The sequence below is a fragment of the Stenotrophomonas sp. genome (genome assembly GCF_032099025.1).
In the GTDB taxonomy this organism is placed as follows: Bacteria; Pseudomonadota; Gammaproteobacteria; order Xanthomonadales; family Xanthomonadaceae; genus Stenotrophomonas.
The window spans coordinates 22,409-42,961 of record NZ_DAMCID010000002.1 but is presented as its reverse complement, the minus strand read 5'-3'; the positions used below and the strand labels follow the sequence as shown (position 1 = coordinate 42,961).

The 20,553-nt window shown below is 68.6% G+C and carries 19 protein-coding genes and 1 riboswitch; of the genes, 12 read left to right on the top strand and 7 right to left on the bottom strand.

Features of this window, described 5'->3' with window-relative positions; genetic code table 11:
• Positions 1-7: 7 nt before the first annotated feature.
• The 7 genes from pncA to pnuC all read right to left on the bottom strand — a co-directional run bounded on the left by pncA (position 8) and on the right by pnuC (position 8,461).
• The gene (gene pncA / locus RT456_RS02445) at positions 8-634 is read right to left on the bottom strand and encodes a bifunctional nicotinamidase/pyrazinamidase (protein WP_313342023.1); all 627 of its coding nucleotides are present in this window, start codon (positions 632-634) and stop codon (positions 8-10) included.
• Between the two features lie 57 nt (positions 635-691).
• On the bottom strand, positions 692-1,363 hold the full coding sequence (locus RT456_RS02440) for an epoxyqueuosine reductase QueH (protein WP_313342021.1): 672 nt from the start codon (positions 1,361-1,363) through the stop codon (positions 692-694).
• A gap of 67 nt (positions 1,364-1,430) precedes the next feature.
• A complete protein-coding gene (metE, locus tag RT456_RS02435; RefSeq protein ID WP_313342018.1) occupies positions 1,431-3,728 on the bottom strand; it encodes a 5-methyltetrahydropteroyltriglutamate--homocysteine S-methyltransferase in 2,298 nt (765 codons plus the stop codon).
• Positions 3,729-3,940: 212 nt separating this feature from the next.
• Positions 3,941-4,174, bottom strand: a riboswitch (cobalamin riboswitch).
• Positions 4,175-4,207: 33 nt separating this feature from the next.
• Positions 4,208-5,632: a nicotinate phosphoribosyltransferase gene (locus RT456_RS02430; protein ID WP_313342015.1), complete on the bottom strand. Its 1,425-nt coding sequence runs from the start codon at positions 5,630-5,632 to the stop codon at positions 4,208-4,210.
• A 67-nt stretch (positions 5,633-5,699) separates the two neighbouring features.
• Positions 5,700-6,755, bottom strand: coding sequence for a bifunctional nicotinamide-nucleotide adenylyltransferase/Nudix hydroxylase (locus RT456_RS02425; RefSeq protein WP_313342447.1), 1,056 nt, complete (start codon positions 6,753-6,755; stop codon positions 5,700-5,702).
• 73 nt (positions 6,756-6,828) lie between these two features.
• Positions 6,829-7,896, bottom strand: a complete 1,068-nt coding sequence (locus RT456_RS02420; RefSeq protein ID WP_313342012.1) for an AAA family ATPase — start codon at positions 7,894-7,896, stop codon at positions 6,829-6,831.
• Positions 7,889-8,461: a nicotinamide riboside transporter PnuC gene (gene pnuC, locus RT456_RS02415; protein WP_313342009.1), complete on the bottom strand. Its 573-nt coding sequence runs from the start codon at positions 8,459-8,461 to the stop codon at positions 7,889-7,891. Before pnuC ends, RT456_RS02420 begins: the two co-directional genes overlap by 8 nt.
• A gap of 151 nt (positions 8,462-8,612) precedes the next feature.
• Between pnuC and RT456_RS02410 the strand changes: the two genes are divergently transcribed.
• The 12 genes from RT456_RS02410 to RT456_RS02355 all read left to right on the top strand — a co-directional run bounded on the left by RT456_RS02410 (position 8,613) and on the right by RT456_RS02355 (position 20,217).
• On the top strand, positions 8,613-9,392 hold the full coding sequence (locus RT456_RS02410) for a hypothetical protein (RefSeq protein WP_313342006.1): 780 nt from the start codon (positions 8,613-8,615) through the stop codon (positions 9,390-9,392).
• A gap of 70 nt (positions 9,393-9,462) precedes the next feature.
• Positions 9,463-10,032 (top strand): sigma-70 family RNA polymerase sigma factor, encoded by a 570-nt coding sequence (locus tag RT456_RS02405; protein ID WP_313342003.1) that lies wholly within the window; start codon positions 9,463-9,465, stop codon positions 10,030-10,032.
• Entirely contained in the window at positions 10,029-10,805 is a 777-nt protein-coding gene (locus tag RT456_RS02400; protein WP_313342001.1) for an anti-sigma factor, read from the top strand. Before RT456_RS02405 ends, RT456_RS02400 begins: the two co-directional genes overlap by 4 nt.
• A gap of 143 nt (positions 10,806-10,948) precedes the next feature.
• A complete protein-coding gene (locus tag RT456_RS02395; RefSeq protein ID WP_313342445.1) occupies positions 10,949-11,857 on the top strand; it encodes an acyl-CoA desaturase in 909 nt (302 codons plus the stop codon).
• Between the two features lies 1 nt (position 11,858).
• Positions 11,859-13,139 carry an FAD-dependent oxidoreductase gene (locus RT456_RS02390; RefSeq protein WP_313341998.1) on the top strand — a complete coding sequence of 427 codons (1,281 nt, stop codon included), beginning with the start codon at positions 11,859-11,861 and terminating at the stop codon, positions 13,137-13,139.
• Positions 13,136-13,903, top strand: coding sequence for a DUF1365 domain-containing protein (locus RT456_RS02385; RefSeq protein WP_313342442.1), 768 nt, complete (start codon positions 13,136-13,138; stop codon positions 13,901-13,903). Before RT456_RS02390 ends, RT456_RS02385 begins: the two co-directional genes overlap by 4 nt.
• The gene (locus RT456_RS02380; protein WP_313341996.1) at positions 13,900-15,156 is read left to right on the top strand and encodes a cyclopropane-fatty-acyl-phospholipid synthase family protein; all 1,257 of its coding nucleotides are present in this window, start codon (positions 13,900-13,902) and stop codon (positions 15,154-15,156) included. Before RT456_RS02385 ends, RT456_RS02380 begins: the two co-directional genes overlap by 4 nt.
• A 1-nt stretch (position 15,157) precedes the next feature.
• The gene (locus tag RT456_RS02375) at positions 15,158-15,709 is read left to right on the top strand and encodes a DUF2878 domain-containing protein (protein ID WP_313341993.1); all 552 of its coding nucleotides are present in this window, start codon (positions 15,158-15,160) and stop codon (positions 15,707-15,709) included.
• Complete coding sequence (locus tag RT456_RS02370; RefSeq protein WP_313341990.1) at positions 15,706-16,515, top strand: DUF1295 domain-containing protein; 810 nt, start codon at positions 15,706-15,708, stop codon at positions 16,513-16,515. The genes RT456_RS02375 and RT456_RS02370 overlap by 4 nt, the downstream gene beginning before the upstream one ends.
• Positions 16,512-17,585 (top strand): cyclopropane-fatty-acyl-phospholipid synthase family protein, encoded by a 1,074-nt coding sequence (locus RT456_RS02365; RefSeq protein ID WP_313341988.1) that lies wholly within the window; start codon positions 16,512-16,514, stop codon positions 17,583-17,585. Before RT456_RS02370 ends, RT456_RS02365 begins: the two co-directional genes overlap by 4 nt.
• A gap of 20 nt (positions 17,586-17,605) precedes the next feature.
• The gene (locus tag RT456_RS02360; protein ID WP_313341986.1) at positions 17,606-18,142 is read left to right on the top strand and encodes a lipocalin family protein; all 537 of its coding nucleotides are present in this window, start codon (positions 17,606-17,608) and stop codon (positions 18,140-18,142) included.
• Positions 18,143-18,360: 218 nt separating this feature from the next.
• Positions 18,361-20,217 (top strand): patatin-like phospholipase family protein, encoded by a 1,857-nt coding sequence (locus RT456_RS02355; protein ID WP_313341984.1) that lies wholly within the window; start codon positions 18,361-18,363, stop codon positions 20,215-20,217.
• The last annotated feature ends 336 nt before the right edge of the window (positions 20,218-20,553 follow it).

Here is a 20,553-nt window from a genome sequence, read left to right as displayed (position 1 = left end):
CTACGAGTCAGATCACTGCAATCTTGGCCTTCGACAACTGCTCCCGCACCATCCCATCATTGGCCTCAGTCACCGGCCGCGTCAGCTCCCAAATGAACTTCACCCGGAACCCAGACTTCACCGCATCCTGCGCACTCCACAGCACGCAGTAATCCCGCGCCAGCCCGCACACATGCACCTCACGAATGCCGCGCTCGTGCATCCAGCCGGCCAGGCCGGTGGCGGGACGGGTGCCATCAGGGCCATGGTTCTCCCGGAACGCACTGTACGAATCCACCTCCCGCCGGGTGCCCTTGCGCAGGATCAGGTCGGCCACGGTCCAGTCCACGCCCGGGTGCAGCACGGCGCCGTCGCTACCCTGCACGCAATGATCCGGCCACAGCGTCTGCGGCTGCGCGTGCAGCAGGATCGCTTCGAACGGCAGATGCCCCGGGTGCTGGCTGGCGAACGAGGCGTGATCGGCCGGGTGCCAATCCTGGGTGGCCACCACGGTGCAGTAGCGGCGCTCCGCCAGCAGGGCGGCAATCGGTGCCACCAGCCCATCGCCCTGCTTACACGCCAGCGCGCCACCGGGCATGAAGTCCGGCTGCAGGTCGATCACCAGCAGGGCAACATCGGCGGGTAGGGCGGTCATGGCAGGTCCAACGCGACGAAACAGGGGCGACCAGCGTGGCCGCCCTTGGCGTGAACGTCAATCGCCCTTGGGCGCGTCGTTGTCCTGGCCGTAATACAACAGGCCAATCTTGATGCGCTCGCGGTTGTTCTCGCGGCGGTGGCGGTTGGCGTCGCGCAGCGAGTACACGCAGCCGCAGTACTCCTGCTGGTAGAACTGCTCGCGCTTGCTGATCTCCACCATGCGCGCCGCACCGCCGCCCTTGCGCCAGTTGTAATCCCAATACTGGATGCCCGGGTAGTGCGCAGCCGCGCGGTGGCCGCAGTCGTTGATCTGGTTCATGTCCTTCCAGCGCGAAATTCCCAGCGAGCTGCTGATCACCGGAAAGCCATGCTCATGGGCATACAGCGCGGTGCGGACGAAACGCATGTCGAAGCACATGGTGCAGCGGATGCCGCGTTCGGGTTCGTTCTCCATGCCGCGCGCCCGCGCGAACCAGTTGTCGGTGTCGTAGTCGGCGTCGACGAACGGCACGCCATGTTGCTCGGCGAATCGGATGTTCTCCTGCTTGCGCAGCTCGTACTCGCGCGCGGGATGGATATTGGGGTTGTAGAAGAAGATGGTGTAGTCGATGCCGGAGGCGGTGATGGCTTCCATCACTTCGCCCGAACACGGCGCGCAGCACGAATGCAGCAGCAGCTTGTTGTGGCCGCCGGGCAGGGACAGGGTAGGGCGAATGAAATCGGTCATGCGGAAATCCATCGGCCCCGCCGCCGGCAACGGCGGCGGCGGGGCCTTCATGCAGCGGTGAAAGAAATCAGGCGGCGTTGGCGTCGGCGGTCTCGTCGCGCAGCTCGCGGGCGGCCGCGACCAGCGCGTCCAGCGCGGCGCGGGTCTCCGGCCAGCCACGGGTCTTGAGCCCGCAATCCGGATTCACCCAGATCTGCTCGGGACGCAGCACCTCCGCGGCCTTGCGCAGCAGCGACAGCATCTCTTCCTTGTCCGGCACGCGCGGGGAGTGGATGTCATACACGCCCGGCCCGATCTCGTTGGGGTACTGGAAGCGCACGAAGGCGTCCAGCAGCTCCATGCGCGAGCGCGAGGTCTCGATCGAGATCACGTCGGCGTCCATCGCGGCCACCGAGTGGATGATGTCGTTGAACTCGGAGTAGCACATGTGGGTATGGATCTGGGTGGCATCGCGCACGCCGCTGGCACTGATCCGGAAGGCTTCCACCGCCCAGTCCAGGTATTCGCGCCACTGCGCGCGACGCAGCGGCAGCCCCTCACGGATGGCCGGCTCGTCGATCTGGATCACGCCGATGCCGGCCGCCTCCAGGTCCAGCACTTCATCGCGCAAGGCCAGCGCAATCTGCCGGCAGGTATCGGCACGCGCCTGGTCGTCGCGCACGAACGACCACTGCAGCACCGTGACCGGGCCGGTCAGCATCCCCTTCATGGGGCGGTCGGTGAGCGACTGTGCGTACTGCGACCAGCGCACCGTCATCGGCTTCGGGCGGGTCACGTCGCCGTAGATCACCGGCGGCTTCACGCAGCGCGAGCCGTAGCTCTGCACCCAGCCGTTCTTGGTGAAGGCAAAGCCGTCCAGCTGCTCGCCGAAGTATTCCACCATGTCGTTGCGTTCGAACTCGCCGTGCACCAGCACGTCCAGCCCGATCTGCTCCTGGATGCGCACGCAATGCTCGGTCTGGGTGGCCAGGAAGGCATCGTAGTCGGCGTCGGACAGCGTGCCGGACTTGTTGCTGGCGCGTGCTTCGCGCACCTCCAGCGTCTGCGGGAAGGAACCAATCGTGGTGGTGGGGAAGCGCGGCAGCTTCAGTGCGGCCGCCTGGGCCTGGTGGCGCTGCGGGTAGCGGCTGTGGCGCTGTGCATCGGCTGGGGTGAGTGCGGCCAGGCGCGCGGCCACCGCCGGGTTGTGCACACGTGCCGAGCGCCGGCGCGACTCAATGCGCTCACGCGAGAGGGCCAGCGGGGCTTCGGCACGGGCCGGGTGGTCGATGGCATCGGCCAGCACGCGCAGCTCGGCAAGCTTCTGCTTCGAGAAGGCCAGCCAGCCGCGCAGTTCACCGTCCAGCTTCTTCTCGTGGTCCAGGTCCACCGGGCTGTGCAGGAGCGAACACGACGGGCTCAGCCACAGGCAGTCGCTGCCCAGCTGGCCGTGCGCATAGCGCGCGAGCACCAGCGCGTTGTCCAGGTGGGTGCGCCAGATGTTGCGGCCGTTGACCAGCCCGGCCGAGAGCACGCGGCCAACGGGCAGCGCCTTGATCACCGCGTCCAGCTGTTCCGGTGCACGCACCAGGTCCACGTGCAGGCCGTCCACGGGCAGCGACGCGGCCAGCGCCAGGTTGTCGTCCAGAGCGCCGAAGTAGGTGGCCACCAGCACCTTCGGGCGCACTGCCTTGGCCAGCACCGCGTAGGCATGGGCGAAGGCCGCGCGTGCGTGGTCGTCCAGGTCCTGCACCAGCACCGGCTCATCCAGCTGTACCCACTGTGCGCCGGCGGCGTGCAGCTGGGCCAGCAGTTCCACGTACACCGGCAGCAGCGCGTCCAGCAGGTCCAGCGCCGGGCTGCCGTCGGTGGTCTTGGACAGCAGCAGGAAGGTCACCGGTCCAATCAGCACCGGGCGCGTTTCAATGCCCAGCGCCTTGGCCTGGCGGTATTCGGCCAGCGGCTTGTCGCCGCGAAGTGCGAAGCCTTGGCCTGCCTGCAGCTCCGGCACCAGGTAGTGGTAGTTGGTGTCGAACCATTTGGTCATTTCCAGCGCGTGCAGGTCGTACCCGTCGCGTTGCACGCCGCGGGCCATGGCGAAGTAGCCGGCCAGCGGGTCGGCGTCGGCCAGGGCGCGGTAGCGCGCCGGGATGGCATCGAACAGGAAGGCGGCATCCAGCACCTGGTCGTACAGGCTGAAGTCGTTGCTGGGCGGCACGTCTACGCCGGCGTCGCGCTGCAGCTGCCAGTGCGTGGCGCGCAGGCCGGCGGCGGTGTCGAGCAGCGACGCGGCGCTGCTTTGGCCGGACCAGAAGGCTTCCAGCGCGCGCTTCAGCTCGCGCTTGGCGCCGATGCGGGGAAACCCCAGGTTGGTAACAGTGGTCATGGAACGTGTCCTCATTGCGTATTGGCATTGAGGAACGAAGGAACTGCGCGGCCACCACGCCATTGCTGCCGTGCCCGCTGCGCCAGCGACCTTCGCCCCCGCGGGCGAACCGGATGCCGTGAAGCGGACGCACAGGGACAGCGCCACGCGGCAGGCGTGGCGTCAGGCCCCGGCAACCTCCCCGCGGACGTTCCAGGTCGAATCGGAGGACGGTCGTGTCCTCCGGCCGGGGCCGGTATTCGGGCTGATGGACACGGGCGCGGACGCCCACCTACTCCCTGCCGCTTCCCAGGCGATCACGCCCAGTGCTGTTGGCAGGCTTCGTTTCCATTCACCGCTGCGGGGCAGCTCCGGAATGGGTGCGCAAGGCACCTTCACCGGATTCCCGTTTAAACCCATCCCTTCATCTGCATGAAGAGATGGATACCTTCGGCGAGCACAAGGTAGGCCCACTTGGGGCAACGGTCAAGAGGCGTTGCTTACAACCGCGCGGTGTTGGCCCGGCCGCGGATCTGCTCCAGCGCCTCGTCGTGTAGCAGCTGGCCGTTTTCCCAGACCGTCACCATGGCGTCCTCGAAGCCCAGCGGCATTTCCATGTCGGCCAGCGAGGCGGCGGTGGCCGGCACCGGCACGGTGCGGAACTGGCCGTACTCGCGGTGGCGCAGCAGGCGCAGGCGGCCGCGCTTGCTCTGCTTGCCGCTGTCGGTCACCGGGTCCTTGTAGACGTCGATCCAGCGACCATTCACCCGGGCGGCCGAGCACTTCAGCGCGAACTTCTGGGTGTCACGGTCCAACCGCTGCAGCAGCGCGCCGCCCATGCCGAAGGCGAGGTTGTCGGCGGCGTAGCCGGCCGTGGTGATGCTCTCCAGGATCTCGCCGATGCTGGTCGGGTTGACCCCATCGCCCTGGATCACGCGCACATGGTTCAGCACCTTGTAGCCCTTGCCGTTGACGGTGTGCCCGAAGGCCTCGTCGAGTAGCTGCAGGCACTTGAGGACCACCGTCACCGGGTCGCCCGAGTCCGGGCGGATCACTACCGTGGCGCCCGAGTCGATCACCTGCTGGCGCAGCGTGGTGCCCCAGTGCTCGGTGATGGCGTGGTAGATGTCGTAGCTGTCCGACACCACCGCCACCAGCGCGCCGGGTTTGGCGAACTGCGCCAGCATGTTGCGGTAGGCCTCCACCTCGCCATCGCGGCCCCAGCTGGTGATCGTGCTGTGCTCGGCGGCCGGAATCGAGTAACCCGCCATGGGGGCGTGGTAGAACGCCCGGGCATACAGCAGGGCCGACACGGTGTCGGTACCGAGGAAGTTGACCAGGTGCGCCGCGCCGCCGATGGCGGCCGATTCCAGGCTCGAGACACCGCGGCTGCCGAAGTCGTGCAGCTTGAATGGCAGCTGCCCCTCCGGGTCATCGCTGGTGCGTTCCAGGAACTGGCGAATGGTCTGCTTGGCATGCCAGCTGATGGTCGCCACGGTGACCGGGTACCAGATGCGCAGCAGCATCGTTTCCAGATACGACGGCACCCAGAACGCGTTCGGGTCGTTCGATTCGATGGTCATCAACGCGTTGTGGACCGGAACGACCGTCCCCTCGGGCACCGCGCGGATGCGGATCGGCATCAGGCCGTCATGCTGGTCGACGATGTAGCGCCAGCCGTCTTCGTTGAATGGCACACCGTGGGCGGCGAACAGATCGCGCGCGGTATCGACATCGGCATGGGTGATCGGCTTGGCCAGATACTCCTTCAGGAGCGCCTGAAGGCCGAAGAAGACGGTGCGGTCGTACAGGCCGCCGCGCGATTCCACGTAGAAGAAGGTGGCATCGGTACCCGGCGGATACTGCAGCCAGTGGCTGGCCTTGTAGCTGTCGGTATTGAGGAGAAGATTATCGAGGTAGTGCATGACGGAAGCTCCTTCGCGTCGGGGGAACACCGGCGGTCTATCCGCCGGCGTGGGAAACGGGTCGGGATCAGCCCCGGCCCAGGAAAAACTCCAGGATGTGCAGGTGGTCTTCGTACAGCTGCGGGCCCATGTCCAGCGCTTCGCTCACCGGAATCCAGCGTGCCTTGTCGGCATCGTCGCCGCCGCGCACGGGCGGCAGTTCGCCTGCCGCAAACTCAAAGTGGAAAGCATGGGTGATGGTGCGGCCGCGCTGGCTGCGCTCGGGGTGGTCGAAGACATGCTGGCTCTTCAGCGAGCCCTTCAAGACCGGCAGCGGAATCTTCAGGCGGGTTTCTTCGCGCAGTTCACGCAGGCAGCTGTCGAGCAGGCTCTGCTGCTGGCCCACGAAACCGCCCGGCAATGCCCACAGGCCCTTGCCCGGCTCCGAACGGCGGCGCACCAGCAGCACGTGGCCGGAATGCACCACCACGGCATCGGTGGTGACGAAGGTGGGCGCGTAGGGCGCATCCTTCCAGGCCGCACGGTACTGCTCGATGAAGCGGTACTCGGCCACCAGCTGGCCGTACGCCGGCGAGCTCTTGCGGAAGGCTTCCAGCATCTCGTACACCGGTGCCGGCACGTTGCCGCGCAGCATCAGCAGTGCGCCGTGGAAGTCCAGGTCGCCGGACTCGAACAGGTAGCGGCGCAGTTCCGTGGCCGAGAGCGTTTCGGTGTGCTGCACATCCACCAGCGGCCACTGCGGAAACTCGCGCAGGTAGTAGCTCGACACATCCTTGTCCATGCCCACCAGCCCGACCTTGGCATCGGCGGCGGCACCATCGCTGCGCAGCGCGTCGGCCACGGCACGCTGCACGCCGGCAATCCAGTGCGCCTCGTTGTAGAGGTGGTCGCGAAGGGGACGGATGATCAGCCGTTCGGTGCTGCCATCGAGGGCAGCCTGGATCATCACGGCGCGTTCGGCCACGGTCCAGGGATTGCGGAGGCTGCGGGGGGTGTCGGCAGAACCGACCAGGAAGATCAGCTTGCGTGCCCGGCTCAGGGCCAGGCGGGCAACGGCGGCATGGCCGTTGTGGAAGGGCTCGAAACGCCCGATGAAAACGAGATAGTCGTATTCCATGAGAATCCCTCATGTCGTTGTGGCTGCCGCGGGTCTGTCCCTTGGCTTGCTGCAAATGCTACGCCTCCTGTTCAGGCCGTCAAGCCCCTGCGCTCGGCTGACTCGCCAGCGCCTGGACCGCCTGCGCCACGCGCGCCTCCACGCTGCCGGTAAGCAGGGTGAACGGCATGCCCTGTGCGGACAGCGCCGCCACGTAGGCGCGTTGCTGGGCCAGGCGGAAGGCATCGTCGCGTCGGGTGCCATCCTGCACGAACGGGAAGTCGGCCGCGCACAGGAACAGCAGGTCGTATCGGCGCTGCGCCAGCGCGTGCAGCGCGGGCTCGGCGCGGCCGAACATGTCTTCGCAATACAGCAGGGTGGTCAGCGGGGTGGTGTCGCACACCAGCCAACGATTGGCGTGGCCGGCCATGGCGTCTTCCCGCGCGACCTGCACCTGCGCGATATGCAGCAGGTCGTCATAGGTCAGCGCACCTTGCCGGGCCTCCCAGTGTTCGCGCCCGAACTCTGCCACCCATTGGGTCTGCAGGTGGCTGGCCAAGGCGGCGGCGAGCGTGGTCTTGCCGCTGGATTCGCCGCCCAGCAGGCCGATCCGGCCGACGAAACCGGCGTAGACGCGCGGGTCGAGAAAGCCGCGCAGGGCGTGCGGATCACGCCGCAGCGCAGTGCCCGAGACCGGAACCTGGCGGCGGGCCTGGTCCAGGCACACATGGGCAACCGGCCACGGCCGCCCCGCGTCGGTGCTGAAATGCTCCTGCAGGGCTGCCGCGAATCCATCGCCGTACGATTCGCTGGTAAACACCGCGTCCACCCGCACGCCCCAGAGGGCGCTGCACACCCAGCCCACGAATGCGCGCTGGGACGCGTCGTCGTCCTCGTTGGTGGGCAGCCGCCGTACCGGCAGGTTGTGCTGCCGGCACGCTGCGGCCAGTCGGCCATCGTCCAGCACCAGCCGTGTCACGTGCGGGTACAGGGCCTGCAGCCACGCCTCACGCTGAGCCGCATGGCAGCCGCTGAATTCCGGCTGGCTCCAGCTCAGCAGCAGCACGCGGTCGCACCGGGCCAGCGCATGGTCGATCAGCGCCTGGTGGCCACGGTGCAATGGACTGAACTTGCCGACCACCAACCCCGTGCGGAAGTGCTCAGGCATGCGCCGGCTGCCCGCGCATCAAGCGGTGCCAGTGCCGCAGCGACACCAGCGCGTTGATCCAGAACACCACGTACAGCACGGCGGTGAGGTGCAGGCCGCGGCTGGCGTACAGCGGCACGGCCACGCTGTTGACCAGCAGCCAGAACCACCATGAATCGAGCTTGCGGCGCATCATGAGCAGCTGCGCGACCACACTGAGGACCAGCACGGCCGAGTCCAGGAACGGTGCATAGGCATCGGTCCAGGTATGCAGCAGCAGGCCGTAGCCGACGCTGGCCAGCACGGCGGCCGGCAGGATCCAGGCCAGGGTAGGCAGTTGAACGCGGGTGATCGGCAGGGCATGCCCGTGGTCGCCGCGCAGCCACTGCCACCAGCCGATCACGCTGGTGGCCACGAACACGCCCTGCAGCACCACGTCGGCGTAGAGGCGGGCCTCGTAGAACACCACGCCGAACAGGGTGCAGCCGATGATCCCGGTCCACCAGGTGTGCACGCTGTTGCGGCCGGCCAGCAGGATGGAGGAGGCCACGGTGACGTTGGCGGCAATTTCCAGGGCGCTGGTCATGCCGGCGCACCCGGCAGGTTGGAGCTGTACTGCAAGGTCTGGTCCTATCCCTCAAGGGCGTGAAGGATAGCGGACTACCCTTGGCCGATCGCCCTGCATCCAAATCGCTCCTTCCCGCGTATCTGCAGACGAGCCTTCACTGGAACTGCCCATGCGCCCGCCCTCGCTGCTGCTTCTCGCCCTGCCGCTACTGGGAATCCCGGCGTTCGCCAGCGCCCAGGGCATCCAGCGCCAGGAGGGCCGCGCCTATGCGGCCTCCGGTGCGGCCCTGCTGTATCGCGAGAGCCACTGGTTGCAGGGCCCGCCCGAGGCCCAGTCGCGGCTGGTGCTGTACCGCTGCGCCGACGGGCGCGCATTTGCCCGCAAGTGGATGACCCCGCAGGGCAGCCCGCAGACACCGGACTTCGCGCTGGAAGATGGCCGCGACGGGTACCAGGAAGGGGTGCGCGGCAACGGGGCGGCACGCACGGTCTATACCCGCGCCTCGGCCGACGCCGCGCCGGTCAGCCATGCACTGGTGGTGCCGCCCGATGCGGTGGTGGATGCCGGCTTCGATGCTGCGGTCCGCCGCCACTGGGCGGACCTGCGTGACGGGCAGGCGGTGGCGTTCCAGTTCCTGCTGCCCAGCCGCCAGCGGCTGGTGCCGCTGAAGGTGCAGCGCACCGGCACGCTGACCTGGCAGGGCCAGCCGGCCCAGCAGCTGCAGATGAAGCTGGATGCGTGGTTCGGGTTTGCGGTGCCGGCGGTGACCCTGGTGTACGCCAGCGCCGACCAGCGCCTGCTGCAGTTCAGCGGCACCGGCAACGTGCGTGACCGCAACGGGCGCTATCCGCAGGTGCGGGTGGAGTTCCCCGCGCGGCCGGTAGCGGCGTCCGCCGCCGAGCTTGCCACGGCACGGGTGCAGCCACTGGTGAAGACATGCGACAGCTGAATACCCTCTTGCGGCCAACCGCCGGAGCAACGACCATGCAGACTCGCTCCCTGCCGACATTGAGCCCGCGATGCCTGAGCTGGACGTTTCCGACACCGACGCAGCAACGCGCCTGGACGAACTGCTCGTCCGCGTCGCCGCGGGCGACCGCAAGGCGTTCGAATCGGTCTACCAGCTGGCGTCCGGGCGTCTGTTCGCCATCTGCCTGCACCTGCTGCACGATCGCGGCGACGCCGAGGACGTGCTGCAGGAGGTCTTCGCCAGCGTGTGGAAGAAGGCGGGGCAGTTCGATCCGGCCAAGGCCTCGGCCATGACTTGGCTCTCGATGACGGCCCGCCACCGCGCGATCGACCGCCTGCGCGCCGCGCCGCCGCGCGCGATGGACGACCTGTCGGTGATCGACGACCTGCCCGACGCCGACGCGCAGCCGCCGCAGGCCGCAGAGCAGGCGTCGGACCGCGAGCGCCTGGCACGCTGCCTGGACACGCTGGAAAGCAAGCGCCGCGCGCTGATCCGCGCCGCATTCATGGACGGCTCCAGCTATGAAGAGCTGGCCCGTCGCATCGGTTCGCCGCTGGGCTCGGTGAAGAGCTGGATCCGGCGCGGCCTGGGCCAACTGCGGGTGTGCCTGGAACAATGAACATCCGCGACCTCCACGACCTTCCTGACGACGGCGAGCCGCCGACCGCCGACATCCTGGCCGGCGAATACGTGCTGGGCGTGCTCGACGCCGCGCAACGCGCCGAGATCCAGCGCCGCATTGAAACCGACCCGGGCTTCGCCCGGCTGGTCCAGCAATGGGAACAGCGGCTGGCGCCGCTGCTGGAATCGCTGGGCACGGCCACGGTGCCGGCGCACCTGTGGCCGCGCATCCGTACCGAGCTGGGCTGGCCCGCGGTCGCCGCGGCGCCGGCAAGGCTCTGGCAGCGCACCGGCTTCTGGCAGGGCATGACCGCCTTGGCCGCGGCATTGGCGCTGGTGGCGGTGTTCAACCGCCAGGAACTGCCGCCCACCGCGCCGGTTACCCCGGTGGCCGTCACCCCGACCCCGACCCCGGCCGAACCGGAGCAGGCCACCAAGCCGGTCACCCCGCTGCTGCACGACGACGGCACGCCCGGTTGGCTGGCCTCGGTCGACAAGGCGCAGGGCAAGGTGCTGATGGTGCCCGTGCCCGCCCCGGCCGATGCGGCCGGACGCGCACCGGAGCTGTGGCTGATCCCGGCCGGTGGCACCCCGCGCTCGCTGGGCCTGGTCTCGATCAACCGGGCGCACACGGTGGCGGTCCCGGACACGCTGCGTGACGTGCTGGTGAACGGCTCGATGCTGGCAATCACCCTGGAACCGTCCGGCGGCGCGCCGCAGGGCATTCCGACCGGTCCTATCATCGCCAAGGGCGACATCGCCAACCTGTAACGGCACCCTTCCGGAAGTATTTTTCGGAATGGGTGCATCCAAACGCCGCCGGCCTGCGTATCTCCTGATGAACCGCTCAGGAGACGCGCGACATGCTGTCCCGTTCCACCCCCGATGCATCCGGCCGCGGCCCCCGCCGCCGGATGGCCACGCTGCTTCGCTGGTTCGATACCGGCGCCGACGCGCCGGTACCCGACGGCGCCGAGCAGCGCGTGGACTGGCTGCGCGCGATCCCGTTCGCGGCCATGCACCTGGCCTGCCTGGCCGTGATCTGGGTGGGGGTGTCCTGGGTGGCGGTGGGCGTGGCGGTGGCGCTGTACGCGCTGCGCATGTTCGCCATCACCGCGTTCTACCACCGCTACTTCGCGCACCGCACCTTCCGCACCTCGCGCGTGGTGCAGTTCGTGTTCGCCCTGATCGGCGCGTCCAGCGTGCAGCGCGGGCCGCTGTGGTGGGCCGCGCACCATCGCAACCACCACCGCCATACCGACACCGCCGCCGACCCGCATTCCCCCAGCGTGCACGGCTTCTGGTGGAGCCACATGGGCTGGTTCCTCACCACGGAAGGGTTCCGCACCGACTGGGCGCGCATTCCCGACCTGGCGCGCTATCCCGAACTGCGCTGGCTGGACCGCTTCGACACCCTGGTGCCGATCGCGCTGGCCGCAGCGCTGTTCGGGCTGGGCGCCCTGCTTGAGCATGTGGTGCCCGCGTGGGGCACCAGCGGCGGGCAGATGCTGGTGTGGGGCTTCTTCATCTCCACGGTGGTGCTGTTCCACGCCACGGTGACCATCAACTCGCTGGCGCACCGGTTCGGCCGCCGCCGCTTCGACACCGGCGACGACAGCCGCAACAACCTGTGGCTGGCCCTGCTCACCTTCGGCGAAGGCTGGCACAACAACCACCACTTCTTCCCGGGCACCGCGCGGCAGGGCTTCTACTGGTGGGAAGTGGATGTGACCTGGTACGGCCTGCGCGCGATGGCGCTGCTGGGCCTGGTGCGCGACCTCAAACCCGTGCCGGCCTGGGTGCTGGCCAAGGCGGAGCACTGACATGCGCATCGCCGTGATCGGATCGGGCATCGCCGGCCTGGCCAGTGCGTGGTGGCTCAGCCAGCGCCACGAAGTGACCCTGTTCGAGGCCAACGACTACCTGGGCGGCCACACCCACACCCACCAGGTGCAGGTGGATGGGCGCATACACGCGGTGGACACCGGTTTCATCGTGTTCAATCCGCTGAACTACCCGTTGCTGACCGCGCTGTTCGACGAGCTGCATGTCGAATCGCAGCCCACCACGATGAGCTTTTCCGTGCACAGCGAACGCAGTGGGGTGGAATACAACGCCACGTCGCTGGACACGCTGTTCTGCCAGCGCCGCAACCTGGTGTCGCCGCGCTTCTGGGGCATGCTGCGCGACCTGCGGCGCTTCTACCGCGAGGCGCCTGCGCTGCTGCACGGCAACGATGAGGGCCCGTCGCTGGGCGAATTCCTGGACCAGGGCGGCTACGGGGGCGCCTTCATCCAGGAACACCTGCTGCCGATGGCGTCGGCGCTGTGGTCGTCGCCGATCGCCAGCCTGGCCGACTTCCCCGCACGCTACCTGGTGCAGTTCATGGCCAACCACCAGATGCTGCAGGTCAGTGGGCGTGCGCCGTGGCGGGTGGTCACGGGGGGCTCGTGGCAGTACATCCAGGCGCTGCGCCGGCGCTGGCACGTGCGCGAACGGGTGGGCTGCCGGGTGCTGGGCGTGGAGCGCCACGAACACGGCGTGCGGGTGCATACCGCCGGCGGGCTGGAAGGCTTCGACCAGATGGTGCTGGCCTGCCACAGCGACCAGGCGCTGGCGCTGCTCTCCGACGCCGATGGCACCGAACGCAGCATCCTCGGTGCGATCCGCTACCAGCCCAACGAAGTGGTGCTGCACACCGATGCACGCCTGCTGCCGGGCAACCGCAAGGCCTGGGCAGCCTGGAACGCGCATGTGCCGCGCGACCCGATGGCCGCATGCACCGTCAGCTACTGCATGAACCTGCTGCAGGGCATCGACACGCCCACGCCGCTGGTGGTCACGCTCAACCGCAGTGAAGCGATCGCGCCGGAGAAGGTGCTGCGGACGCTGCAGTACGCGCACCCTGTGCACGACCATGCGATGGTGCGCGCGCAGTCGCGCTGGGCCGAGATCCAGGGCCGGCGCCGCACCTGGTTCGCCGGTGCCTACTGGGGCTGGGGCTTCCATGAGGACGGTATCCGCAGCGCGCGCCGCGTGGTGGACGCGTTGCATGCGCTGGATGCCGAAGCCTGGTGGCCGCTGTCGCATGGGGTGCCGGCATGACGGCCAGCGCGATCTACCGCGGCAGGATGCGGCACCGCCGGCATGCCCCGCGCGCGCATGCGTTCGGCTACCCGGTGGCGCAGCTGCTGCTCGACCTCGACGAGATCGGCCAGGTGTTCTGCGGCCGCTGGCTGTGGTCGGTGAACCGCCGCAACGTGGCCGAGTTCCGCCGCAGCGATTACCTGGGCGACCCGCAGCAGCCGCTGGCCGAAGCGGTACGCGCGCGTATCAGCGCGGCGCTGGGGCGCGCGCCGGCCGGACCGATCCGCCTGCTCACCCACCTGCGCTACGCCGGCCATGTGTTCAATCCGGTGAGCTTCTACTACTGCTACGCCGCCGACGGGACCACGCTGGACTGCATCGTGGCCGAGATCACCAATACGCCGTGGAAGGAACGCCACGCCTACGTGCTGCCGGTGGCGCAGTCCGACCGGCACGGGCGCGCGCTGTGCTGGACCTTCGACAAGCAGTTCCACGTCTCGCCGTTCATGCCGATGGACTGCGAGTACCGCTGGCGCTTCACCGCGCCTGGCGATGACCTGCACGTGCACATGCAGGTGTGGCGCGCGGGCGAGCGCCAGTTCGACGCCGACCTGGACCTGCGGCGCCAGCCGCTGGACGGGCGCGGGCTGGCTGGCGTGCTGCTGCGCCACCCGTTGATGACGTTGAAGGTGGTGGCGGCCATCCATTGGCAGGCGCTGCGCCTGTGGCTCAAGCGCACCCCGGTCCACGACCATCCCTCCCTTGCGGAAAAGCAATCATGAACGACCTCTCCCGGGCGCTGGCGCCGCCACGACCCACTGCACTCGAGGCGTTCCTGCGCCGGCGCCTGCTGGCCCAGCTCGGGCCGTTGCAGGGCGGCTGCCTGCAGCTGCGCGATGCACTGGGCGAGGTGAGCCTGGGCGACCCCGCCGCACCGCTGAAGGTGACGGTATGGGTGGACGATCCGGCGTTCTACCGCGCGGTGGCCGCGCAGGGCAGCGTGGGTGCTGGCGAGTCCTATATCCGCGGCGATTGGCGCTGCGACGACCTGGTGGCGCTGGTGCAGCTGCTGGTGCGCAACCGCGATCTGCTCGATGGCATGGAGCGCGGTCCGGCGCGGCTCGGCGGCTGGCTGCTGAAGGGCTGGAACCGGCTGCGCCGCAACACCCGCGAGGGCAGCCGCCGCAACATCGCCGCGCACTACGACCTGGGCAACGCGTTCTTCTCGTTGTTCCTGTCCTCGGACCTGATGTACTCCTCGGCGCTGTATGCCGAGGCCGGCGACACGCTGGAAGTGGCCTCGCAGCGCAAGCTGGCGCGCATCTGCGAACAGCTGCAGCTTGCGCCGGGTGACCGCGTGGTGGAGATCGGCACCGGCTGGGGCGGCTTCGCGGTGTACGCCGCGCTTCACCACGGCTGCCATGTCACCACCACCACCATCTCGAAGGAACAGTACGCGCTGGCCAACGAACGCGTGGCCGCCGCCGGCCTGCAGGACAAGGTCACGGTGCTGCTCAAGGACTACCGCGACCTGGACGGCCAGTACGACAAGCTGGTGTCCATCGAAATGATCGAGGCGATCGGCGCGCAGTACCTGGACACCTACTTCGCGACGCTCGGGCGCTTGTTGAAGCCTGATGGTCTGGCCCTGCTGCAGGCCATCACCATCGAAGACCAGCGCTACGAACAGGCGCGGCGCAGCGTGGACTACATCAAGCGCTTCGTGTTTCCGGGCAGCTTCATTCCGTCGATCAACGCCATGCTGGCGGCCAAGACCCGCAGCAGCGATCTGCAGCTGATCGGCCAGCATGACTTCGGCCCGTCCTACGCACTCACCCTGCGCGCCTGGCGGCGCCGGTTCCTGTCGCAGCTGCCCGCCGTGCGTGCACAGGGCTTCGATGATCGCTTCATCCGCCTGTGGGAGTTCTACCTGGCGTACTGCGAGGGTGGATTCCTGGAGCGGTCGATCGGCGTGTCGCACCTGCTGATGGCGCGGCCCGGCTACCGCCCGGCGCTGATTGCAGGCACCCACTGACATGCGCCACTTCTGGGCCAACGTGATCGGCAACCAGCTGGTGTGGCTGTGCGCGGTGGTCGGTGCCGGGCACGGACTGCGCTGGCCGGCGCTGCTGGCCGCGACCGCCTACGTCGGCAGCCAGCTGGCGATGTCGGCGCGGCCTGCGGTGGACCTGAAGGTGCTGGCGGTGGCCGTGCTGTGCGGGCTGGTGGTGGATGGTATTGCCGGGGGCTCGCAGCGGGTGGTGTACGCCGCGGCGTGGCCCAGCGCGTGGCTGGCACCGGTATGGATTCTGGCGTTGTGGGCCGCGTTCGCCATGACCCTTACCGTTTCACTGAAGGTGCTGCAGCAGAAGCGGTGGCTGGCCGCGCTGCTCGGGCTGCTCGCGCCGCTGGCCTATCTCTCCGCCTCGCGGGGCTGGTCGTCGGTGCTGTTTGCCGCGCCGTCCTGGCAGGGCGTGATCATCCTGGCGCTGGGTTGGGCGGTGGCGCTGCCGCTGCTGGCGGCCAGCGCGCGGCATTGGCAGCACGACGCTGCCGCCGTCGCGAATACGAACGGAGCACACGCATGAACGTACCTGGATGGGGCTCGCTCGGGTGGGTCTGGCTGTATGCCGCGCTGATCATGTGCTGGGGCTGGTGGTGGCAACGCCGGCACCAGAACATCGGCGTGGTGGATGTGTTGTGGGCTAAAGGGGTTGGCGCCTCTGCGCTGCTGTTGGGACTGCTGGGGGAGGGCAGTGCCGCACCGCGCATCGCGTTGGCCGTTCTGGGGGGCGCCTGGGGAGTGCGCCTGGCCCTGCACCTGTGGCGCCGGGTGCGCAGTGAGGCGGAAGACGGGCGCTACCAGCACCTGCGTCGCCACTGGAACGGTCACCAAGGCAAGATCTTCGGCTTCTTCCAGTTCCAGGCACTGTTGATCGTGTTGTTCGCGCTGCCCTTCGTGGCGGTGTCGCAGAGCGCAGCGCTGCCGGTTGGCTGGATCATTGCGGCGGCGGGCATGTGGCTGCTCAGCGTGGGCGGCGAAGCCATTGCCGACCGCCAGCTGGCGCGCTTCCGCGCCGACCCGGCCAACAAGGGCAAGACATGCCGCGAGGGCCTCTGGCGCTATTCGCGGCACCCCAACTACTTCTTCGAATGGCTGCACTGGTTCACCTACGTACTGCTGGCCGTGCACTCGCCGCTCTGGTGGCTGGCCTGGTCCGGACCGCTGGTGATGTACGTGTTCCTGCGCTGGGTGAGCGGCATTCCGTTCACCGAAGCGCAGGCGCTGCGCAGCCGTGGTGAAGACTACCGCGACTACCAGCGCACCACCCCGATGCTGTTTCCGTGGTTCCCCTCTCGTACCACCTCCCCCCAAAAGGAGTCGTCCCCGTGAATGTCGCCCGTGAATCGCTGCCCCTGCCGGACTACGCACCTGGGCTGACCGGCCTGGCCGAACGCGGCCTGTTGCCCGATGCGCTGCTGCGGCTGGGCATCCGCCGCCAGTGCGAACAGCGCTTGCGCGAGGAAAGCGCCGGCGGCGCGGAGGGGCAGTCGCAGCGCTTTGCCGAGCGCATCGCGGGGCTGTCGCGCAGCCCGCTGGCCCTGCACGTGGATGCCGCCAACCGCCAGCACTACGAAGTGCCGGCGGCGTTCTTCCAGGACTGCCTCGGCGCGCGCCTCAAGTACAGCAGCTGCTATTACCCCACCGGTACCGAAACGCTGGACCAGGCCGAGGAGGCGATGCTGGCGCTGTACGGCGAGCGCGCCCAGCTGGCCGACGGCCAGGACATCCTGGAACTGGGCTGCGGCTGGGGCTCGTTGACGCTGTGGATGGCCGAGCGCTACCCGGCCGCGCGCATCACCGCGGTGTCCAACTCCAACAGCCAGCGCGAATACATCATGGCCCAGTGCCGCGCGCGTGGGCTCGACAACGTGACCGTGCTGACCCGCGATGTGAACCAGCTGTCGTTGGACGATGGCAGCTTCGATCGCTGCATCTCCATCGAGATGTTCGAGCACCTGCGCAACTACGAACGGCTGCTGCAGCGCATCCAGCACTGGCTGCGCCCGGACGGCAAGCTGTTCGTGCACATCTTCGTGCATCGCACGCTGATGTATCCGTTCGAGACCGAGGGCGAGGACAACTGGATGGGGCGGCACTTCTTCACCGGCGGCCTGATGCCGTCGGCCGATACCCTGCTGTGCTTCCAGCAGCACCTGCACCTGCAGCAGCGCTGGTTGCTCGACGGGACCCATTACGAGCGCACCGCCAACCACTGGCTGGAGCGCCAGGACCAGAACCGCGACGCGGTGATGGCCGTGCTGCGTGCCGGCTACGGCGATGCGGCCGCAGCGCTGTGGTTCCAGCGCTGGCGCATGTTCTGGATGGCCTGTGCAGAGCTGTTCGGCTACCAGCAGGGCCAGCAGTGGATGGTTGCGCACTACCTGTTCGGTCGCTCCTGACCCCCTTCGAGGAAACCGCCATGTCCCTCCGTCGCCTGCTTCCCCTGCTTGCTGCCGGCATGCTGTTTGGCTGTGGTGGCAACACCCGCCCCATCCCGCCGGTGGCCCACGTCGATGTGCCACGCTTCATGGGCGACTGGTATGTGATCGCGCATATTCCCAGCCGCCCGGAACGCGAGGCCTTCGATGCGGTCGAGTCGTACCAGCTGCGCCCCGACGGCCGCATCCAGACCACCTTCCGCTACCGCAAGGGGAGCTTCCAGGCCCCGATCAAGACCATGCATCCGGTGGGCACCGTCAAGGAAGGCACCAACGGCGCCGAGTGGGGCATGCAGTTCGTCTGGCCGATCCAGGCCGAGTACGTGATCGTGTCCCTGGACGATGACTACCAGCAGACCATCGTCGGGCGCAGCAAGCGCGACTACATGTGGTTGATGGCACGCACCCCGAAGATCTCCGACCAGGACTACCAGAAGGCCATGACCCGCATCGCCGCGCTGGGTTACGACCTGTCGCAGGTGCGCCGCGTACCGCAATCGGCCGCAGGCGACCGATAGCCGCAACTGCGGCGCGGTTCTCAGGCCCTGAGAAGCCTCTGGGGGATACTGTGCCTATGGCGTCACCCCGTGGCGTGTCCGTCCTGACGCGGGCATGTCGTGGGGGAATGCTGCAGTGACAGGCAGGTCTCGTGGGTCCAGGGAAGGCGGCTGGCGCGGCAACGCGCGGTGGGCGGACAGAGGGCGGCGACGTGGCGGACAAGTACTGCGATCTGGTCATGAAGGGCGGTATCACCAGCGGCATCGTGTATCCCAATGCGGTGTTGTCGCTGGCCCGCGACTACCGGTTCAAGAACATCGGCGGAACGTCGGCTGGCGCGATTGCCGCCGCAGTGGCGGCCGCGGCGGCGTTCGGCGACCGCCGCCGCCACGCGGGTGAACCGGTGCAGGCAGAGGTCGGCTTCGCGGGGCTGGCCGACGTATCGGCGCAGCTGTCGCGGCGCGGCTTCATCTACAGCCTGTTCCAGCCTGCGCGCGGGGCGCATACCGCGTATCGCCTGCTGGTGACGCTGGCCGGCAAGTCCAGCCTGCCGCGCAAGATCGCCTGCCTGCTGGCGGCGGTGTTCGCCATCGCGCCACTGGAACTGCTGGCCGCGCTGGCGCTGCTGCTCGGCATCGGGTGGCTGGCCGCCGGCAGCCAGGGCATGTGGGCCACGCTGCTGCCCTCGCTGCTGTGCGCCTATGGGGCCGGCGTGCTGGCCTCGGCGCTGCGCGTGGCACGCGTGGCGCGGCGCAACCTGCTGGGACTGTGTTCGGGTGCCACGCAGCCTGATGCTACAGCGCCGGCCCTGACCGACTGGCTGCATGCGCGCCTGCAGGCCCTGTCCGGGCAGCCGCTGGCGCAACCGCTCACGTTCGGCGACCTGCACCGCGCGCCGCGCTATCCCGGCGAACCCGCCGGTTCGCAGTCGATCAGCCTGCAGATGATCACCACCTGCGTGTCGCACACCGAGCCACGCACGTTGCCGTTCAACGGCGCGCACTTCTGGTTCCGGCGCGAGGAGTTCATGCAGCTGTTCCCGGCCAGCGTGGTCGAGTGGCTGGTGGCACAGGCCGGCGCGCCGCAGCGGGTGGAGGGCGTTGATTACTACCGTCTGGTGGATGGGGAGCAGTTGCCGGTGCTGGTTGCCACGCGCATGAGCCTGAGCTTCCCGCTGCTGATCAGCGCGGTGCCGCTGCATGAGCCGGCGCGGCGCGAGCGGCGCTGTGAATCGGCCGACGAGGCGCAGCCGCCACGCGACAACCGCAACGTTGCCGACAGCACGGAGGGCCTGACCAGTGCGGGCCAGGGCGAGGGGTCGGTGATCGCGGCGTTCCGCGTGTGCTGGTTCTCCGATGGGGGTATCAGCAGCAACTTCCCGATCCACCTGTTCGACGCCGCGCTGCCGCGCTGGCCGACGTTCGGCATCAATCTGGTGTACCCACGCCATCCCGACGCCGCGCAGCCCGGCGACGATGCGGAAGCTGCGGTCGACGCCGCCGTGTTCCTGCCTACCGAGAATCGCCAGGGCTGGCAGCGCAGCTACCAGCCGATAGCGCGGCCGTTGGCGGCGGCCGAAATGTCCGGCTTCCTGTTCTCCATCGTGTCGACGATGCAGAACTGGCGCGATGTGTTGCAGGCGCGCGCGCCGGGGTACCGCGACCGCATCGTGCACGTCACGCTGCAGGGCGACGAGGGCGGCATGAACCTGGACATGCCGCAGGCGGTGCTCAGCCGCATCGCCGCCAAGGGCAGCGTGGCCGGCGAGCGCTTCGGTGATTTCTCGTTCGCCAACCACTACTGGATCCGCTGGCGCAACCTGGCCTCCGCCTACCAGCGCTATACGCTGGAAGTAGCGCGCACCGATGACCCGGCCCAGCGCGTGGCCGGGTGGCGGGACGCGTACGAAACCGTGGCCCGCGGCGAACCGCCCGCGCCCTCGTACCGGCTGGGTTCGGAGGACAAGCGGCGTGCATCGCAGCAGCTGTGGCGGCTGATGGTGGAGCAGGGGCAGGCATGGGAGGATCTCGGCCCGGACCTCACCGAAGGCGCGCCGCGCCCCCTGCCGCAGATGAAGGTGACGCCGAGCTATTGACCGCAGAGCGGTCAAGAGCCGGTAGTGCCGGCCGCTGGCCGGCTCCAGGCATTGCTCCACCACCCGCCGCAATGCCGGCCGCTCGCACCACGCGCCGCAATGCCCGCCGCTCGCACCACGCACCGCAATGCCGGCCGCTGGCCGGCTCCAGGCACCACGCACCGTGATGCCAGCCGCTCGCACCAGCACCGTAGTGCCGGCCGCTGGCCGGCTCCTCGCACCACGCACCGTGATGCCGGCCGCTGGCCGGCTCCTCGCACCACGCACCGTGATGCCGGCCGCTCGCACCAGCACCGTAGTGCCGGCCGCTGGCCGGCTCCTCGCACCACGCACCGT

Coding starts and splice junctions, on each gene's coding strand:
- RT456_RS02380 (WP_313341996.1), top strand. CDS start 13,900: ATGAACGACCTCTCCCGGGCGCTGGCGCCGCCACGACCCACTGCACTC.
- RT456_RS02400 (WP_313342001.1), top strand. CDS start 10,029: ATGAACATCCGCGACCTCCACGACCTTCCTGACGACGGCGAGCCGCCG.
- RT456_RS02395 (WP_313342445.1), top strand. CDS start 10,949: ATGGCCACGCTGCTTCGCTGGTTCGATACCGGCGCCGACGCGCCGGTA.
- pnuC (WP_313342009.1), bottom strand. CDS start 8,461: ATGACCAGCGCCCTGGAAATTGCCGCCAACGTCACCGTGGCCTCCTCC.
- RT456_RS02420 (WP_313342012.1), bottom strand. CDS start 7,896: ATGCCTGAGCACTTCCGCACGGGGTTGGTGGTCGGCAAGTTCAGTCCA.
- RT456_RS02430 (WP_313342015.1), bottom strand. CDS start 5,632: ATGCACTACCTCGATAATCTTCTCCTCAATACCGACAGCTACAAGGCC.
- RT456_RS02385 (WP_313342442.1), top strand. CDS start 13,136: ATGACGGCCAGCGCGATCTACCGCGGCAGGATGCGGCACCGCCGGCAT.
- RT456_RS02440 (WP_313342021.1), bottom strand. CDS start 1,363: ATGACCGATTTCATTCGCCCTACCCTGTCCCTGCCCGGCGGCCACAAC.
- RT456_RS02390 (WP_313341998.1), top strand. CDS start 11,859: ATGCGCATCGCCGTGATCGGATCGGGCATCGCCGGCCTGGCCAGTGCG.
- RT456_RS02410 (WP_313342006.1), top strand. CDS start 8,613: ATGCGCCCGCCCTCGCTGCTGCTTCTCGCCCTGCCGCTACTGGGAATC.
- pncA (WP_313342023.1), bottom strand. CDS start 634: ATGACCGCCCTACCCGCCGATGTTGCCCTGCTGGTGATCGACCTGCAG.
- RT456_RS02405 (WP_313342003.1), top strand. CDS start 9,463: ATGCCTGAGCTGGACGTTTCCGACACCGACGCAGCAACGCGCCTGGAC.
- RT456_RS02355 (WP_313341984.1), top strand. CDS start 18,361: ATGAAGGGCGGTATCACCAGCGGCATCGTGTATCCCAATGCGGTGTTG.
- RT456_RS02360 (WP_313341986.1), top strand. CDS start 17,606: ATGTCCCTCCGTCGCCTGCTTCCCCTGCTTGCTGCCGGCATGCTGTTT.
- RT456_RS02375 (WP_313341993.1), top strand. CDS start 15,158: ATGCGCCACTTCTGGGCCAACGTGATCGGCAACCAGCTGGTGTGGCTG.
- RT456_RS02370 (WP_313341990.1), top strand. CDS start 15,706: ATGAACGTACCTGGATGGGGCTCGCTCGGGTGGGTCTGGCTGTATGCC.
- metE (WP_313342018.1), bottom strand. CDS start 3,728: ATGACCACTGTTACCAACCTGGGGTTTCCCCGCATCGGCGCCAAGCGC.